Origin of the sequence: Streptococcus minor DSM 17118 (assembly GCF_000377005.1) — a bacterium.
Lineage (GTDB): Bacteria > Bacillota > Bacilli > Lactobacillales > Streptococcaceae > Streptococcus > Streptococcus minor.
This window is the reverse complement of sequence record NZ_AQYB01000033.1, coordinates 507,077-522,272: the sequence shown is the minus strand read 5'-3', so window position 1 is coordinate 522,272 and position 15,196 is coordinate 507,077. Positions and strand designations below refer to the sequence as shown.

The following is a 15,196-nucleotide window of genomic DNA, read 5'->3' as shown; positions in this document are numbered from 1 at the left end:
AAACTATTTTGGAGGTGTCACTGATGACAATTTATAATTTTTCAGCAGGTCCTGCTACCTTGCCTAAAGCTGTGCTAGAAACAGCTCGTGATGAAATGCTGGATTACCAAGGTTCTGGCATGTCCGTGCTGGAAATGTCCCATCGCTCTCCAGAATTTGACAAGATCATCAAGGATGCAGAAAAAACGTTACGTGAATTGATGGCCATTCCAGAGAATTACAAGGTTCTCTTTTTGCAAGGCGGAGCTTCCTTGCAATTTACCATGGTGCCACTGAATCTGGCACAAGGGAAAAAAGCCTATTATTTGGTGGCTGGCTCCTGGGGTAAAAAAGCTTATACAGAAGCAGTTAAGTTGTCCGAGACGGTTCCTTTTGAACCGATTCTTCTAGCTTCTTCAGAAGAAACAGTTTACGACCATATTCCTTCCTTTGACCCGTCTACCATTGACCCAGAAGCGGCCTATGTTCATCTGACGACAAATAATACCATTGAAGGAACAGCCATCTATGATTTGCCAGATACTAATGGCGTGCCAATCGTAGCAGATATGTCTTCAAATATCTTGGCAGCTCGTTATAATGTAGAAGATTTTGCTCTTATCTATGCTGGTGCGCAGAAAAATATCGGACCAGCGGGTGTGACTGTTGTGATTATCCGTGAGGACTTTCTCAATGATCAGCCTCAATTATCTGCTATGTTGGATTACCGTATCCATGCTGATAATGATTCCCTCTACAATACTCCTCCAGCATACAATATTTATATTTCAAAACTTGTCTTTGACTGGGTTAAAAATGATATTGGTGGTGTAGACAAGATGGCAGCAATGGAACGTGAAAAATCAGGTCTGCTCTATGATTTTATTGAACAATCTAATTTTTATACTAGTCCTGTAAAATTTGCTAAAGATCGCTCTGTTTGCAACATTCCCTTTGTTACACCAAGTAAGGATTTGGATGCTAAGTTTGTTAAAGAAGCAGATGAGATTGGTTTTAAAAATATCAAAGGTCACCGCTCAGTAGGTGGCATGCGGGCTAGTCTCTACAATGCCTTCCCGATTCAGGGAGTCCTAGATCTCATTGACTTCATGAAGAAGTTTGAAGCAGAAAATAAATCATAACATCTTGATTAGAAAGGTATGCAATGGAAATTCGTCTCGCACATCCCAATGAAGTGGGACAAATCACATGTATCTTGGAGGAAGCTAAGGCATTCTTAGCAGATTCTGGTTCTAATCAGTGGCAGGGAGAAAATGGTTATCCTAATCAGGATGATGTCATTGACGACATTCTAGAAAATCGGGCTTATGTTGGTCTAGTGGATGGGAAAATTGTCGCTTATACAGCTGTCTATCTAGGGAATCAACCCGAGTACAGTGCAATTTATGATGGCAAGTGGAAACATGACAATTACCTCTATGTGACTTTCCATCGGATTGCTATAGCAGCGGAGTTTCGTGGTCAGAAGTTGATTCAGACCTTTCTCCAAGGATTGATTGAGGGTCACAAGGGACCAGATTTTCGCTGTGATACACATGAGAAAAATCAAGTCATGCAACATATTTTGGAAAAGTTGGGCTTTGTGTATTGTGGCAAGGTTCCGATTGATGGAGAACGTCTAGCTTATCAGAAAATCAAGCATCAGTCTGAAACCAGTCTCTATCAAGAAATTTAGTAGATTTTAGCATTATTTTTTCAAAAGATATAGAAAGGGGCGGCAGGGCTGCCTTTGTGTACAATATGGTATATAGTGTAAAAACCTTTAATAATATTAACCAGATCGGCTTGAAGGAGCTGGGCAATCAGTTTCAAATAGATGGGGATAAGGCAGACAATCCAGATGCCTACATTATCCGGAGCCAAAATTTGCATGGAGTAGATTTTCCTGCAAACTTGAAAGCCATTGCGCGTGCCGGTGCAGGAACCAATAATATTCCAATTGATGCTGCATCTGCTGCTGGAGTTGTTGTTTTCAATACTCCAGGTGCTAATGCTAATGCCGTAAAAGAAGCTGTGATTACCTCTATCTTGTTGTCAGCGCGTGATTATTTTGCAGCAGCTAACTGGGCTAGTACCCTTTCGGGCGAGGATGTTCCCAAGCAGATTGAGGCAGGAAAATCACAATTTGCAGGGACAGAGATTTCTGGCAAGACCCTCGGTGTGATTGGTCTAGGTGCTATTGGTGCTCGAATTGCAAATGATGCTCGTCGTTTGGGTATGCATGTACTGGGTTATGACCCTTATGTTTCTATTGAGGCAGCGTGGAGTATTTCAAGCCATGTCAAGCGGGTCAATGATTTGAAAGAAATCTTTGCCACTTGTGATTACATTACTGTACATGTACCTCTGACACCAGATACAAAAGAGACCTTTAATGCGGAAGCATTTGCACTCATGCCAAAGGGAACAACCTTGATTAACTTTGCTCGAGCAGAGCTGGTAGACAATGAAGCTCTCTTTGACGCCATTGAAGCAGGAGTGATTAAGCGCTATGTGACAGATTTTGGTACAGAGGAATTGCTCAATAAGAAAGGTATTACAGTCTTCCCACACGTAGGTGGTTCAACAGAGGAAGCAGAGTTGAATTGTGCTATTATGGCCAGTCAAACGATTCGTCGTTTTTTAAAGACAGGGGAAATTACCAACTCCGTCAATTTTCCCAACATGCATCAGGTCTTAGATGCACCTTACCGCATTACTCTCATCAATAAGAATGTACCCAATATCGTGGCGGCTATTTCCACGGCTGTCTCCGATTTGGATATCAATATCGCTAATATCTTGAACCGTTCTAAAGGGGACTATGCTTATACCCTTCTTGATTTAGATGAAACGGACCGAACAAAAATTGATCAGCTTGTTCGGCTATTTGACAGTAGCGATCAGATTGTCAAGGTTCGTCTCATTACTGGTAAACAATAAGAAAGATAGGTCGGTCGAGTAGATTGACCTTTTTCATGGAGGAAGGCATGGGAGAAGTTTTATATTGTCAGCAGTATGTTAGTCCGCTAGGTACGATACATCTCGTTACAGATCAAGATTCCCTTCTGGGTGCTTGGTTTGAAGGACAAAAATATGAAAAAAGAGGCTTTGAAAAAGCTACTTTTCTAACTGAACATCAGCCAGTTTTAGAGGAAGCGTTCCGTTGGCTGGATGCTTATTTTTCAGGCCAGAAATTACTGATAATTCCGCCACTAGCTCCGAGGGGAACGACTTTTCAAAAGCGGGTCTGGCAAGAACTGTTAAAAATTCCGTTTGGTCAAACTAGCACCTATGGCCAGCTGGCTAAGGATTTGCGCTGTCTATCGGCACAGGCGGTGGGTGGAGCTGTTGGAAAAAATCCCCTATCTATCTTTATCCCCTGTCATCGTATCCTAGGAGTAGATGGTAGTCTGACAGGCTATGCCGGAGGACTGGAGCGAAAAAGTTGGTTGTTAGATCATGAAAGAAAAAGGAGAAAATAAATGTATACTTTCTATGAATATCCAAAGTGTAGCACCTGTAAACAAGCCAAGGCAGAGTTGAAAGACTTGGGTCTGGACTTTGAGGCTATTGATATCAAGACCAATCCCCCTCAAGTTGAAATACTGCGTGACTTGATGGAAAAATCGAATCTGGATTTGAAAAAGTTTTTTAACACCTCGGGGAATTCCTACCGAGCTCTAGGATTGAAAGATAAGTTTGATCAGTTGACGGTTGACGAGGCTTTGGCACTTTTATCAGCGGATGGCATGTTGATCAAACGTCCTATCCTAATCAAGGATGGCAAAATCTTACAAATTGGTTACCGCACAGCTTATAAAGATTTAAAGTTATAGTCTTTTACTCAAAAGTAAAATACAGGCTGATGATTCAGACCTGTATTTTTAATTTTTTATTTAAAATGAAAACTCAAGACTACAGTGGTCAAACTCTTGAGCCAGAAGGTCGGCAAATTCACTTTTCTTGGAGGCTAGAGTATCAACTAGCTGCAAATCTTCTGGTGTTAGTATGTGGATTTTAACTTTGATATACATACCTTGTTTGAAAATGAGGATATCCAACTTGTCTGCTTGGGAATTGAGGACCTGATGGAAAATCTCTAAAACGGTATCATAGATATCGTCGCTTTGAACAGTTGAGCGAGCAAATTCTTTAAAGGAATAAGAAAGAACTGTGAGGGGATCTTTTAGAGAAATAGCAACTAAAACTAGGGTGATAAAGAAGTCTCCTGTGTAATGGAGAAATCCTAGTGGACCGTTGATATCGACTAATGATAGGGCAATAATAGCGACCCCAACACCAGCAGAAATAAGACCATCGATATAATTTCCGCGACTTTCTGCTGCTAACATAGTGCTCATATTATTGATTTTTTTATTTTGAGCACTGTTATAGGTGCCGAGTCCAAAACAGAGGATAACCATAGCAATAGTATAGGGGAGGACAGGTCCTGTAACCATGGCTTGTCCCTCATTGTGAATAAAGTAGGCATAAGCTGAAGCACTTGTTTCCAACAAGGTAATAATTAAAAGTAGTAGGGTTGCAATTGATTTTAGAATACCATAGAGGGGCTCTAAAAAGTACATGCCATTTGGGAAACTCTCTGTTGTCCGATGACTATTTCTAGAAATAAAGAGAGCAGCTAATGAAGAAACAAAAGCAATGAGGGAAAAAACACCATCCAGTAGGAGGGCGTTTAGGTTGGTGACGATGTAGATTAGTAGCCCAGATATACCAATGATGAAATTCACAGCAACAGATACAATGAGCGACTGACGTTCGATAATTTTTCTATTCATCTTTCCTCCTGAAACAATTTATATTTATATTATACCAGAAAATGACATCGTTTTCAAATTGCCCATCCATGGCCATAGTATGTAAGAGACTGGATCAAAAACATCTCAATAGCGTACTAGCTATTGAGATGATGAATAGGATTATAGATTGATTTCTAAGACAATAGGAGTATGGTCTTGGCGACTGCCAGAATCGATCATGTCTGACTTGCTGACCTTGTCAGCCAAGCGTTCAGAAGTGAGCCAGTAGTCAATTCTCCAGCCTGTATTGTTGATTTTACTCGTTTTGCTCCGTTGTGCCCACCAAGTATAAGCATGTGGAACATCTCCGTGCAGGTGGCGGAAGGTATCTGTGAAGCCTTTTGCTAAGAGATTGGTGAATCCTTGGCGTTCCTCATCTGTGAAGCCTGGTGACTGGCGGTTGCTAGCTGGGTTGGCCAAGTCGATTTCCTTGTGGGCAACATTGTAATCACCTGTGGCAAGAACTGGTTTTTGACTGTCCAACTGAGCCAAGTAGAGGGCATATTTTTCATCCCAGCCTTGGCGTTCGGCGAGGCGTTTGAGCCCATCGCCAGCATTTGGGGTGTAAACTTGGGTGACAAAAAAATGTTCAAATTCTAAGGTGATGATACGGCCTTCGCTATCCATAGTAGATGGTGCACCAATCTCTGGATAGGTAATCTGTGGTTCTGGTAAGGTCTTCTTATAGAGAAACATGGTTCCAGCATAGCCCTTACGAGCTGGTTCGACAGATGAGCGCCAAGTTGTGAGGTAATCAGGGAAGTAGCTATGAAGAACTTCCAGATGTTTTTTGGTCGGACCAGTAGCAGATAACTTGGTCTCTTGAATGGCAATAATATCTGCATCTTCAGCAACCAAGGTATCAATCACTGCACGGGATAAAAGGGCACGTGGAGATTCGCTGGTTAAGGCAGCGTTGAGAGAATCAATGTTCCAAGAAATGAGTTTCATGTAGTAGTAGTAACCTTTCCTATTCGTTCTTATAACTCTATTTTATCAAAAATATAGTCCCTTCGCGACTTTGGGGTTTTAAATCTATTTAGAAAAAAATCTAAATAGCTCTTGAAAGATATGTCAAGAAATGGTAGAATCTATTTAGAAAGTTATCTAAATAGAAACAGGTGAGAGCAATGAGTACAATAAGAAACTATATCCTTCTTAGTTATGGTTTGACTTGGTGGATCTGGCTGGTCATCTGGTTGTTTGGTATTCAGTTGGGCGAGCCAATCAGTCAAATCGGTACGGTTGTGGCTATGTGGATACCTGCCCTATCTTACTTTATTGTAAAAAAATGGCAACCTGAGCAATATCAATTGAGGGCAGATTTCAGACTACATTTTAAGAAAAATTGGAAATATTACCTCCTAGCCATGTGGGGACCAACTATCCTAACATGTTTCGGTGCGAGTCTTTATTTTTTGATTTTTAAAAACCAGTTCAGCCTTCATTTTAAAGGTTTAGAACAAATGTTGCCGAATACTGGACAAAAACTTATTGCTGTCCCTTTAAAAGTAGTAGCTATGGTACAAATCATTTCATCTATGACGTTCGCCCCCTTATTAAACACCTTCTTTGCTTTGGGTGAAGAAATCGGCTGGCGAGGCTATTTGTATCCAGCGCTGAGAACAAAGTTTCCTACTTTGCAGAGTCATCTCCTCACAGGTATCATCTGGAGTTTTTGGCACTTTCCGCTCAACCTTCAGGGCTACAATTTTGGTTTGGCTTATTGGGGAGCACCTTGGCTTGGACTTGTAGCTATGTTTGTTTTTTGTTTCAGCATTGGAGTGTTTCTAAGTTTTGTAATGGAAAAGACGGGCTCCCTTTGGGCGCCTGCTCTCCTGCATGGTGCTGTTAATGCTAGTGCAGGTATTGGGATTTTATTTCAAGTACCATCTGACCAAGCACTAGCAATGAGGTTTCTTGGCCCTTCTCCAGTCGGACTATTGGCGGGATTGCCTATCTTGATGGTGGCATTTCTCATTCTCTTTAAAAGAAAGGACAGTCAACGATGACTTTTGCTGATACCTTCAAGGCCTTGTCGCATCCTGTACGACGAGAGATACTGAATTTGCTTAAAAATAGTCGAATGTCAGCGGGTGAGATTGCTGGTCAGTTTGAGATGACAGCCGCCACCATTTCTCATCATCTTAGTATTTTAAAGAAGGCTGAGTTGATTATGGAAACAAGGGAAAAAAATTATATCTATTATGATTTAAACGCCTCAGTTTTAGAGGAGATAATGGTCTGGTTTGCAGATCTACGAGGTAGCAATGATGAAAAAAATAAATGTTAAATTACTGGTCTTCACATCTGTGTTGACGCTTGTACCCATGCTAATAGGAGCTATTCTCTTTAAGGAATTACCAGCAACCTTACCTAGTCATTTTGGTCTAGATGGTCAGGCTGATGGTTTTTCTAACAAGGGGGAAGTGGTCTTTCTGTTTCCACTACTGATGTTGCTGATTCATATCTTTACGATTGTTGTCACCACTTTGGATCCGAAAGCTCGCAATGTACACACCAAGATGAAGCAGTTGGTATATTGGATTATTCCGATTATCAACGGTCTTGTCCAACTATCTATCTATGGGGTGGCTTTTGGATTTATCAGTAACACCACTCGTATCGGACTGGGGATAATGGGAAGTGTTTTTCTCATTGTAGGCAATTACCTACCTAAGACCAAGCAAAACTATACCATCGGTCTTCGTCTACCTTGGACTTTGGACAATGAAGAAAATTGGAATAAAACCCATCGTCTGGCGGGGAAACTCTGGGTTATAGGGGGTATTGTGATTATTTTTAATAGCTTTTTTGCTGGTCCTATCGTCTATATATCTCTTGGAGTCTTATTCATCATGACTTTGGCACCAGTCGTTTATTCATACTGGATTAGCCGTTTGGAATAAAGATGTAGCGAGAAGATAAAGTTCTCGCTTTTTTTATTGGAAGAAGCAGTTCTATGATATAATAGGATATAGTTCATATAGTGATGGATTAGAAGGAGGTTTTTCATGAAAAAGATGATTAGGCGATTTTTGGTGCTATTATGGTTTGTGGCAATGGTCAGTAGCTACTGGGTATTTTTACCGCCTCTCAATCCGTTGGATGTAGGCTTTTGGATGTTTGTCTTAGAGGGGTTGATTCTCGTTTTCTTTGCTGTTTTCATCCTTGCTATGGCAGACTCGGTGGAGGGCCAAACTGGTAGCACATTTCGTGGTCGTAAAGAAGTTACGCCCTTGAAAGTGGTTGATGCACAGAACATCAGACGTTTGGGTGGAGGAATCTTGTTGATTCTTGTCTTATTATTTGGATTGAACCTGCTTAATTCGCGTATCTTTCGTGCTAAGAGCTACGCGAATGTTATCTCGGTCAAAGAAGCAGATTTTAACAAGGATTTCCCAGAGACAAATATTTCCACTCTAGCTCTTTTGGACCGGGCTTCAGCAGAAAAAATCGGTGATACCTATTTGGGTACGATTGATAAGGTTTCTCAATTTGGGATTTCTAATGATTACCGCCAGATTACCATTGGCCAGCAACCGTATCGAGTTTCTCCACTTGAGTACAAAAACTTCTGGAAATGGTTGTCGAATCGGAAAGATGGGATTAGCTATTATGTTAAGGTCAACCAAACTACGGGCAAGGCTGAATTGGTCCGTCTATCTGAGCCGATGAAGTATTCTGATTCAGAGTTTTTATTCCGTGATACTCTTCGATACTTGCGCTTTCAGTATCCTTTTACTATTTTTGGCGATCCTTCTTTTGAAGTTGATGACGAAGGCAATCCTTATTATGTAGCGACCATTTATCAGCCAAAATTCATGCTGGCATCCAAGGATCCTGTCGGTGTTATCTTGCTCAATGCCGCTACTGGCGAGACCAAGGAATATGCTTTAGATGATATTCCTGAATGGGTAGACCGTGTCTTTTCTGCCAACAATGTCATCACTCGTGTTGACGATTATTATACCTATCAAGATGGTTTCTGGAATACAGTTTTTAGCCAGACAGGTGTTAAGAAAACAACTGACAGCTATAATTATATTTCCATCGGTTCAGATATCTACCTTTATACGGGGATTACATCGGCGACTGCTGATTCTTCCAATCTTGGCTTTATCTTGGTCAATATGCGAACGCGTGAAGTGACTAACTATAAGCTAGCTTCTGCTACCGAATCAGCTGCTATGGCCTCCGCAGAAGGAGAGGTCCAAGAGAAGAAATACCGAGCTACTGCCCCAACTCTAGCAAAACTCAATGACAAAGCTTATTATATCGTTTCTCTCAAGGATGACGCTGGTCTGGTCAAATCCTATGCAGCCGTGGATGCGGAAGACTACCAGCAGGTAACCGTCAATAATGACATCGAAACTCTGATTTCGCAGTTTACAGACTTGGATACCTCTGTCCTATCTGGTTCTGGCTCTGGATCACCTCAGACAGACCAAGATATAGAGATCATCAAAGGTGTCGTGGAACAACTGGGTAGCCAGATGATTTCAGGGTCTACAGTGTACTATATTTCTTCCTCAGGAAAGATTTACAAGGTCAAGGCGACAGAAGATTCCACAGATCAGCTACCGTTCCTAAAAGTAGGAGATCGATTCTCTGGTGAATTGAATAAGAACAACTACCTCAAAAATTTTAAGATTGAAGTAGAAAAATCGGAATAAAGAAAAACAAACTGGGTGTTAAGTAATCCAGTTTGTTTTTAAATCCATCCATTTTCTTGGGCAATGTTAATGGCTTCGACACGGTTGTTGGCGTTGATCTTGTTGAAGATGGAAGTTGTATAGTTGCGCACAGTACCATCGGACAAGAAGAGCTGCTGAGCGATTTCCTTACTGGTTTTTCCAAGTGCAATCAATTCTAATACTTTTTGTTCCTGAGGGCTGAGAGGATTTTCGTGAGCGAGGATTGTTTCCATGAGCTCAGGCGAATACTCCTTGCCACCAGAAAGGACTATATGAATGGTGCTCATGAGATCGGAGATGGAGCGATCTTTGAGGACATAGGCATCTACGCCAGACTTGACAGCTCGCTGGAAGTAACCAAGTCTCTTAAAGGTGGTCACGATGACAATCTTGACTGTTAGATGGTGGGCGCGTACCCATTCTAGGACATCTAGACCAGTTTTTTGAGGCATTTCGATATCTAGGATGGCCACGTCAATCTCCTTTTCTTGTAAGAGGTCAATGGCTTCCTGCCCATTGTTGGCCTGGTAAATCTCCTCAACGTCCTCTTCCATGAGAAGGAGTTGACACATGGCATCACGTAGCATGGATTGGTCTTCAGCAACTAATAATTTCATGGCATTTCTCCTTCTTTTAGTACAACACGAATGGTTGTCGGATTTGCTGGGGATAGGATGTCCACTTCGCCTTTCACCAACTGCAACCGTTCCTTGATGGAATGTAGTTCTTGACCTGTCAATGGTGGAAATCCTTGGCCATTATCACTGACTAGGATGGTAATCTTGTTATTCTGTTTTAAGCTAATCTTGCAATAGTTGGCCTTGGCATGCTTGATGATGTTGGTAGTTAATTCTCGTAGAATCATGGTTATACTGGACTGGATGACGGGAGATAGTTGGTCGGTATTGACGGTGTTTTCAATTTCTAACAAAATATCGGATAACGCAAACATATCACGGATATTTTCCAATTCTTCTGTAACCGTTCGATACTTGAGGTTGTTGACTAGTTGACGAACATCCTTCATGGATTTTTGACTGATTTGATTGAGCTCGTTCAGTTCCTTTCGGACGGCTGTTAGATTTTCTTTGTCCAACTGTTTGAGGGCCAATTCCGTCTTTAGGGTTATCATGGCAAAAGTGTGTCCTAGCGTATCATGCAAATCACGTCCAATCCGATTGCGCTCATTTTCCGCAGCCAGCAGGTTGATTGTTTTATTTTGTTGGTAGAGTTTCTGCTGTATCCGGTCCTCCATCAAGGATTTGCGCTGGAAATAAACCATAGCAAGGATAAACAAGCAAATAACAATACTCATTAGCTTGACTGTCAGAATATCTACAAAGAAAATGCCAAATGAAGCCGTTCCAAATAAGCCGATTAGAAAAGAAATAAAGCGGTAGCTTCTGTTAGAATCTTCAAATCGGTAGGTCACGAGATTTCCCAAATAAAAGAAGAACCACATCATACTTCCTTCTATGGTTGTCGATATCCAGATGATGTAAAAAAGCAGATAAAACCAAAGTAGAGCGATGGTTTTACGGTAATTCTCCTTGAGGTGAATGATAGCGATATAGGCTATGACAAATAGAAAGGAAGGTAGAAGGCTATAAGTTGGATAGCCAAACCAGGCCACGCCACCTAGAGGAAACACCATAAAGACGAGACCAACATAATAAAGAGGATCCGTTTTTTGAAAAGCACGAAACATTAGTTTACCTCAAGTTTTTTTCCGATTGCTAGAGCTATTACTAAAACTATGATAGCATATCCGAGAAGAATTAGCAGGGATTGGCTGGAAAAATCCTTTTCAAAATAAGAAATTAAAAGGTTGTTGAAATGATAAGTTGGAGTTAGCTTGGCTATTTTTTGCATGATATCAGGAAAGGTTTGAACTGGCATCCAAAGCCCACCTAACACAGCCATTCCCATATAAAAAATATTGGCAATAACGGAAAGGGTCTGACTTGATTTAATATGGGCAAAGAGGGCGCCAAAAGGCATGAAGCAGATAGCACCAGCAAATAAGATGAATCCACTTATCAACCAGTCAGCAGCAGGCATTTCCACTCCTTTTAGGAAATACCCAACAGCAAAAACAACTAAGATGGCCAGAAGAAAGTGGACCAAAATGCCGAGAATTTTGCTGACATAGTACTGCCAGATAGGGATGGGACTGTGTTGAATGGTCCGCAGGCGATTGCCATTCCTGTCTTCTTGAAAGGCAAATGGTAGAGAGAAGAAAGCAAAACTGAGACTAGAAAAGGCTGTCATCTGCATCATATACTGACGAATCCAGATTTTGGCCACTTCGGCAGGCATGGTTTCATCACTGGCCCAGATAGTAGTGAAGAGTAAGAAAAAAGCAACAGGCATACCGATGGCCATCAGTAAATTGGAAATTGACCGCTTGTTGATTAAGTACTCTTGTTTCAAAATCGCTTGAAATGTTTTCATGATAGGTCTCCTTTATGATGAAGTGAATGTGGAAAAGGAATGAAGCAACTAGGTTGCTTTATTTTTTCAAGTAGCATTACTGTTTTCCATCTCTTTTTCATTTTCAAAAATAGTATCCAAGAGCGTCCGATTGGTCATCTCAATATCTTCGATCGGACAATGGGCTTCTACTAACAAGTCCCAAATCATCTGTGGTTTTTTGCTGCTAAAGGAAACTGTATCTGCCTTGCTTTGCAAATTTTCGATTTCTAGGTCTTCAAAGAAAGGCAAGTAATCCACTGGCAAGGTAAAGACCTTAACCTTTTCCTCGGATCGCATAAGGTAAGGAGTAGTGTCCCGCAAAAGCTGTCCTTGGTGGAGGACTAAAATCCGATCAGCTGTATGCTCGACTTCCTCGATATAGTGGCTAGAGTAGATAATAGTTTTACCAGCCTTTTTTAAATCCCCGACAATTTCCCAGAAACGAATCCGAGTGGATGTGTCCATTCCAGCAGTCGGCTCATCAAGGAAAATAATATCTGGTTGCCCAATCAAGACTTGCACAAAGGCCAAGAGACGGCGTTGGCCACCTGACAATTTTTCTGCAAATTGGTTTTTCTGCTGGTCACTAAATTGCAGGAGATTATCAATTTGCTGGTCAGTCAAGGGGTTGGGATAGATGGCCTTCTGAAAATCCAAGAGTTCCTTGACCTTCATTTTTTGCTCGGTCACATTTTCCTGAAAGAGTATGCCTACCTTTTTCTTGAGTTCTGCCGAGCGTGCCTCCATACCTAGTAGGGCAATATCCCCAGTACTGGGATGGTAGTCACCCAACAGGCAGTTAAAGAGGGTTGTTTTTCCCGAACCATTTGGTCCAATCAAGGCCAGACAGTCTCCCTGATAGACCTCAAAGGATATGCCAGACAAGGCTTTTTTATCCTTGAAATGCTTACTGAGGTTCTTAACTTCAATCACTTTGGTCATGGTGTGACTCCTTTCTTAACGAGTGGTATCTTTGCAAATCTCCCTATAGGTCAAGATACCAATGATGACACTGGCTGGCAATGACCAAGAGAGGTATTGGAAGCTTGTAGTTGCTAGATTCTGACTGGCAGGACCAAAGAGGATACAAGTAGCGTAGATGAAGACGAAGCTCATGATTCCAGATGTGAGTGCTTTTTTCATACAGTTTCTCCATTTCTTTATTTCTGCATTCATTATACAGAAAGCGCTCAAAAAGCATTAGCCCAGAATGTCATGACATAGCGTGACATTTGTCATTTTGTATGTATGTTGTATAAATTAGGGTAGTCCGTACAGGCAATGAGGTGGCAGTTGAGAAGATATTGGGAAACATTTACGATGGTGCTCTCTATCAGATTGACCTAGAAGAGGAATTACTGAAACTTGTCCGATAGGAATGTTTGCATTGCAAGCAAAAAGGAAACAGCCTTGAAACTGTTTCCTTATTTTTTATTCTTCTTCTGAAAAAACCAAGACCATAATCTGGATAAAGGTGAAGCCTAGGATAAAGGGCAGGGCTGACCAAGAGATGACCTCCAACATTTCTTGGATGACGACCATGGGTCTGGTGAAAATATCCCAGGAGTTGAGTCTGGCGTAGCGACCGATATGGATGGCAAAACTAGAGAGTAAGGATAAGCCACTAATGATGAAGAGTCTTAACCAATACGGCTTAATGTCAAAACCTGCAAAAATTTGACGTAGACTCTCCACACCAGCCATAACTCCGAAGAAAATGCTAGGAACATAAAGCATGAAGAGAATCATACTTTCGCGCTCCCAGAGAACGGTGCTGGTAAAGTGCATATGGACAATATCTGTCACCATGTAAAAGGTATTGGGATAAAAGAAGAGCCAAAGTAAGCCAGCTAAGATTTTGATAGTCCAATTTTTACTAGAGCGGACCAAGATTGCGAAATCTAAGGCTACCAAGGCCAAAAACATGTTCCAAACCAAATCGGGCTGTCTCAAGTTATAGTAGTACAAGCCAGCGGAAATGGTCAGGAAAAACAGATGAATCAAGATATTTTTCTTTGTAAACATCGGGCACCTCTTTCTTTCAAATCGTTACATGCTAGTATACCACAAACTTTGAGACCAAGGAAAAATGAAGGGAAGAAATCTAATTTTGAGAAAATACTTGACATCGGATTTCAAAAGCGCTACAATCTGAATGAATAAAATACTATATTCATTCACTATCAAAAAGAAAGGAGAATCCAATGACAGAAGATAAGAAAGCAGCTCTCAAAGCCGCAGCCCTGGATATTTTTGGTCAAAAGGGTTACAAGGCAACAGGGATTTCTGAAATTGCTCGGCAGGCCAAGGTGGCCGTTGGTTCTTTTTATAACTACTATGATTCCAAGGAAGCCATTTTTCTGGATGTTTACATAGAGGAGAACAAGCGGACTCGCCAGAAGATGATGGAGGAGATCGATTGGCAGGGGGAAGCCGTTGACCTAGTGACGCAGCTCTTTGCCTGGTCTAGGAGGCTGATTTCCCCCAATAAAATCCTGTCGGAATGGTACAACCCATCCATCTCGGGCTATCTACGTACCTATTATACCTCCGAAAACGGCAAGAAGGAGAACACCTTTCATCAGTTTTTGATCCAGCATTTTACAGAGCGTATGCTGGCTGAAGGCTTTTCCCAAGAAAAAATCCAGGAAATCCTGCAGGTTTACCAACTATTCTATTACATGGATATGCGCATCACGGAAAATGATTTTCCGGCCATTGGCCAGACCATTGAGACTCTGGCGACCAACTTTGTCAAAGGAATTTTTAAATAAAGAAGCTTTATTCTTTATTTTTTAAGCAAAAATGAATGAATTACAAATTATATTCATTCAAAATATAATAAAGGAGAACGATTATGAACACACAGAAAGGACATCAAATGAGTGGATTAACGATTGCCGGAATGGCGCTTGCAGTTACAGGAATCTTAGTGGTAATTTGGGGAATGAACTTATATCCTGTCCATTTGCTGAGCCCTGATTTTATGACATTTGCGACTGGCGGCTTGTTCTTAGTGGCCATGGGACTTTGTATGGTGACTGGCCTGCCCGCTATCGTGCAGATTGTAGGAATTTGGCTAGCAGCGGTGGCGACCATGCTCTACATTTACAGCCTGCCTGACACGGACCTGATGATCAAGCTGATTGGTTTTGTGCCAGTCCTTGGGCTTGCGCTATGGCTGAGCCTAAAGTTTTGGCGCTAGAGTGACGAAAGGAGACA

The 15,196-nt window shown here is 41.5% G+C and carries 19 protein-coding genes; 11 read left to right on the top strand and 8 right to left on the bottom strand.

The window, feature by feature from the left end; translation table 11 throughout:
- Positions 1 to 23 precede the first annotated feature (23 nt).
- The 5 genes from serC (at position 24) to F602_RS0108840 (ending at position 3,818) form a co-directional block, all read left to right on the top strand.
- Positions 24 to 1,121, top strand: a complete 1,098-nt coding sequence (serC, locus tag F602_RS0108860; RefSeq protein ID WP_018167620.1) for a 3-phosphoserine/phosphohydroxythreonine transaminase — start codon at positions 24 to 26, stop codon at positions 1,119 to 1,121.
- Positions 1,122 to 1,144: 23 nt separating this feature from the next.
- Complete coding sequence (locus tag F602_RS0108855; RefSeq protein ID WP_018167619.1) at positions 1,145 to 1,675, top strand: GNAT family N-acetyltransferase; 531 nt, start codon at positions 1,145 to 1,147, stop codon at positions 1,673 to 1,675.
- A 65-nt stretch (positions 1,676 to 1,740) separates the two neighbouring features.
- Positions 1,741 to 2,922 (top strand): 3-phosphoglycerate dehydrogenase family protein, encoded by a 1,182-nt coding sequence (locus tag F602_RS0108850; protein WP_018167618.1) that lies wholly within the window; start codon positions 1,741 to 1,743, stop codon positions 2,920 to 2,922.
- Positions 2,923 to 2,969: 47 nt separating this feature from the next.
- Positions 2,970 to 3,464: a methylated-DNA--[protein]-cysteine S-methyltransferase gene (locus F602_RS0108845; RefSeq protein WP_018167617.1), complete on the top strand. Its 495-nt coding sequence runs from the start codon at positions 2,970 to 2,972 to the stop codon at positions 3,462 to 3,464.
- On the top strand, positions 3,465 to 3,818 hold the full coding sequence (locus F602_RS0108840) for an arsenate reductase family protein (RefSeq protein ID WP_018167616.1): 354 nt from the start codon (positions 3,465 to 3,467) through the stop codon (positions 3,816 to 3,818).
- Between the two features lie 60 nt (positions 3,819 to 3,878).
- Here the strand turns inward: F602_RS0108840 and F602_RS0108835 are convergent, their stop codons facing one another.
- Positions 3,879 to 4,781: a cation transporter gene (locus tag F602_RS0108835; protein WP_018167615.1), complete on the bottom strand. Its 903-nt coding sequence runs from the start codon at positions 4,779 to 4,781 to the stop codon at positions 3,879 to 3,881.
- Between the two features lie 141 nt (positions 4,782 to 4,922).
- Positions 4,923 to 5,753: an exodeoxyribonuclease III gene (locus tag F602_RS0108830; RefSeq protein ID WP_018167614.1), complete on the bottom strand. Its 831-nt coding sequence runs from the start codon at positions 5,751 to 5,753 to the stop codon at positions 4,923 to 4,925.
- A 179-nt stretch (positions 5,754 to 5,932) separates the two neighbouring features.
- On the opposite strand from F602_RS0108830, the gene F602_RS0108825 reads away from it, so the two are divergent.
- The 4 genes from F602_RS0108825 (at position 5,933) to F602_RS0108810 (ending at position 9,478) form a co-directional block, all read left to right on the top strand.
- Positions 5,933 to 6,814, top strand: coding sequence for a CPBP family intramembrane glutamic endopeptidase (locus F602_RS0108825; protein ID WP_018167613.1), 882 nt, complete (start codon positions 5,933 to 5,935; stop codon positions 6,812 to 6,814).
- Complete coding sequence (locus F602_RS0108820) at positions 6,811 to 7,095, top strand: autorepressor SdpR family transcription factor (RefSeq protein WP_018167612.1); 285 nt, start codon at positions 6,811 to 6,813, stop codon at positions 7,093 to 7,095. Before F602_RS0108825 ends, F602_RS0108820 begins: the two co-directional genes overlap by 4 nt.
- Positions 7,073 to 7,711: an SdpI family protein gene (locus F602_RS0108815; protein WP_018167611.1), complete on the top strand. Its 639-nt coding sequence runs from the start codon at positions 7,073 to 7,075 to the stop codon at positions 7,709 to 7,711. Before F602_RS0108820 ends, F602_RS0108815 begins: the two co-directional genes overlap by 23 nt.
- 105 nt (positions 7,712 to 7,816) lie before the next feature.
- A complete protein-coding gene (locus tag F602_RS0108810) occupies positions 7,817 to 9,478 on the top strand; it encodes a hypothetical protein (protein ID WP_018167610.1) in 1,662 nt (553 codons plus the stop codon).
- 38 nt (positions 9,479 to 9,516) lie between these two features.
- Here F602_RS0108810 and F602_RS0108805 read toward each other — a convergent pair whose 3' ends face one another.
- The 6 genes from F602_RS0108805 to F602_RS0108780 all read right to left on the bottom strand — a co-directional run bounded on the left by F602_RS0108805 (position 9,517) and on the right by F602_RS0108780 (position 13,999).
- A complete protein-coding gene (locus F602_RS0108805) occupies positions 9,517 to 10,116 on the bottom strand; it encodes a response regulator transcription factor (RefSeq protein ID WP_018167609.1) in 600 nt (199 codons plus the stop codon).
- Positions 10,113 to 11,207 (bottom strand): sensor histidine kinase, encoded by a 1,095-nt coding sequence (locus F602_RS0108800; protein ID WP_018167608.1) that lies wholly within the window; start codon positions 11,205 to 11,207, stop codon positions 10,113 to 10,115. Before F602_RS0108800 ends, F602_RS0108805 begins: the two co-directional genes overlap by 4 nt.
- Positions 11,207 to 11,953 (bottom strand): ABC transporter permease, encoded by a 747-nt coding sequence (locus F602_RS0108795; protein WP_018167607.1) that lies wholly within the window; start codon positions 11,951 to 11,953, stop codon positions 11,207 to 11,209. The genes F602_RS0108800 and F602_RS0108795 overlap by 1 nt, the downstream gene beginning before the upstream one ends.
- 66 nt (positions 11,954 to 12,019) lie before the next feature.
- Positions 12,020 to 12,916: an ABC transporter ATP-binding protein gene (locus F602_RS0108790; RefSeq protein ID WP_018167606.1), complete on the bottom strand. Its 897-nt coding sequence runs from the start codon at positions 12,914 to 12,916 to the stop codon at positions 12,020 to 12,022.
- Between the two features lie 15 nt (positions 12,917 to 12,931).
- Positions 12,932 to 13,117: a hypothetical protein gene (locus F602_RS0108785; protein ID WP_018167605.1), complete on the bottom strand. Its 186-nt coding sequence runs from the start codon at positions 13,115 to 13,117 to the stop codon at positions 12,932 to 12,934.
- Positions 13,118 to 13,405: 288 nt separating this feature from the next.
- A complete protein-coding gene (locus F602_RS0108780; RefSeq protein WP_018167604.1) occupies positions 13,406 to 13,999 on the bottom strand; it encodes a DUF1361 domain-containing protein in 594 nt (197 codons plus the stop codon).
- Positions 14,000 to 14,178: 179 nt separating this feature from the next.
- Here F602_RS0108780 and F602_RS0108775 point away from each other — a divergent pair, with 179 nt between their 5' ends.
- Both F602_RS0108775 and F602_RS0108770 read left to right on the top strand, forming a co-directional pair.
- Positions 14,179 to 14,748 (top strand): TetR/AcrR family transcriptional regulator, encoded by a 570-nt coding sequence (locus F602_RS0108775; RefSeq protein WP_018167603.1) that lies wholly within the window; start codon positions 14,179 to 14,181, stop codon positions 14,746 to 14,748.
- 107 nt (positions 14,749 to 14,855) lie between these two features.
- Positions 14,856 to 15,179, top strand: coding sequence for a hypothetical protein (locus tag F602_RS0108770; RefSeq protein WP_026183392.1), 324 nt, complete (start codon positions 14,856 to 14,858; stop codon positions 15,177 to 15,179).
- Positions 15,180 to 15,196: the final 17 nt, after the last annotated feature.

Bases quoted from the DNA above. Each gene is read 5' to 3' on its own strand.
- F602_RS0108805 (WP_018167609.1), bottom strand. From the start codon at position 10,116: ATGAAATTATTAGTTGCTGAAGACCAATCCATGCTACGTGATGCCATG.
- F602_RS0108850 (WP_018167618.1), top strand. From the start codon at position 1,741: ATGGTATATAGTGTAAAAACCTTTAATAATATTAACCAGATCGGCTTG.
- F602_RS0108810 (WP_018167610.1), top strand. From the start codon at position 7,817: ATGAAAAAGATGATTAGGCGATTTTTGGTGCTATTATGGTTTGTGGCA.
- F602_RS0108785 (WP_018167605.1), bottom strand. From the start codon at position 13,117: ATGAAAAAAGCACTCACATCTGGAATCATGAGCTTCGTCTTCATCTAC.
- F602_RS0108790 (WP_018167606.1), bottom strand. From the start codon at position 12,916: ATGACCAAAGTGATTGAAGTTAAGAACCTCAGTAAGCATTTCAAGGAT.
- F602_RS0108815 (WP_018167611.1), top strand. From the start codon at position 7,073: ATGATGAAAAAAATAAATGTTAAATTACTGGTCTTCACATCTGTGTTG.
- F602_RS0108820 (WP_018167612.1), top strand. From the start codon at position 6,811: ATGACTTTTGCTGATACCTTCAAGGCCTTGTCGCATCCTGTACGACGA.
- F602_RS0108830 (WP_018167614.1), bottom strand. From the start codon at position 5,753: ATGAAACTCATTTCTTGGAACATTGATTCTCTCAACGCTGCCTTAACC.
- serC (WP_018167620.1), top strand. From the start codon at position 24: ATGACAATTTATAATTTTTCAGCAGGTCCTGCTACCTTGCCTAAAGCT.
- F602_RS0108835 (WP_018167615.1), bottom strand. From the start codon at position 4,781: ATGAATAGAAAAATTATCGAACGTCAGTCGCTCATTGTATCTGTTGCT.
- F602_RS0108825 (WP_018167613.1), top strand. From the start codon at position 5,933: ATGAGTACAATAAGAAACTATATCCTTCTTAGTTATGGTTTGACTTGG.
- F602_RS0108770 (WP_026183392.1), top strand. From the start codon at position 14,856: ATGAGTGGATTAACGATTGCCGGAATGGCGCTTGCAGTTACAGGAATC.
- F602_RS0108845 (WP_018167617.1), top strand. From the start codon at position 2,970: ATGGGAGAAGTTTTATATTGTCAGCAGTATGTTAGTCCGCTAGGTACG.
- F602_RS0108800 (WP_018167608.1), bottom strand. From the start codon at position 11,207: ATGTTTCGTGCTTTTCAAAAAACGGATCCTCTTTATTATGTTGGTCTC.
- F602_RS0108795 (WP_018167607.1), bottom strand. From the start codon at position 11,953: ATGAAAACATTTCAAGCGATTTTGAAACAAGAGTACTTAATCAACAAG.
- F602_RS0108775 (WP_018167603.1), top strand. From the start codon at position 14,179: ATGACAGAAGATAAGAAAGCAGCTCTCAAAGCCGCAGCCCTGGATATT.
- F602_RS0108855 (WP_018167619.1), top strand. From the start codon at position 1,145: ATGGAAATTCGTCTCGCACATCCCAATGAAGTGGGACAAATCACATGT.
- F602_RS0108840 (WP_018167616.1), top strand. From the start codon at position 3,465: ATGTATACTTTCTATGAATATCCAAAGTGTAGCACCTGTAAACAAGCC.
- F602_RS0108780 (WP_018167604.1), bottom strand. From the start codon at position 13,999: ATGTTTACAAAGAAAAATATCTTGATTCATCTGTTTTTCCTGACCATT.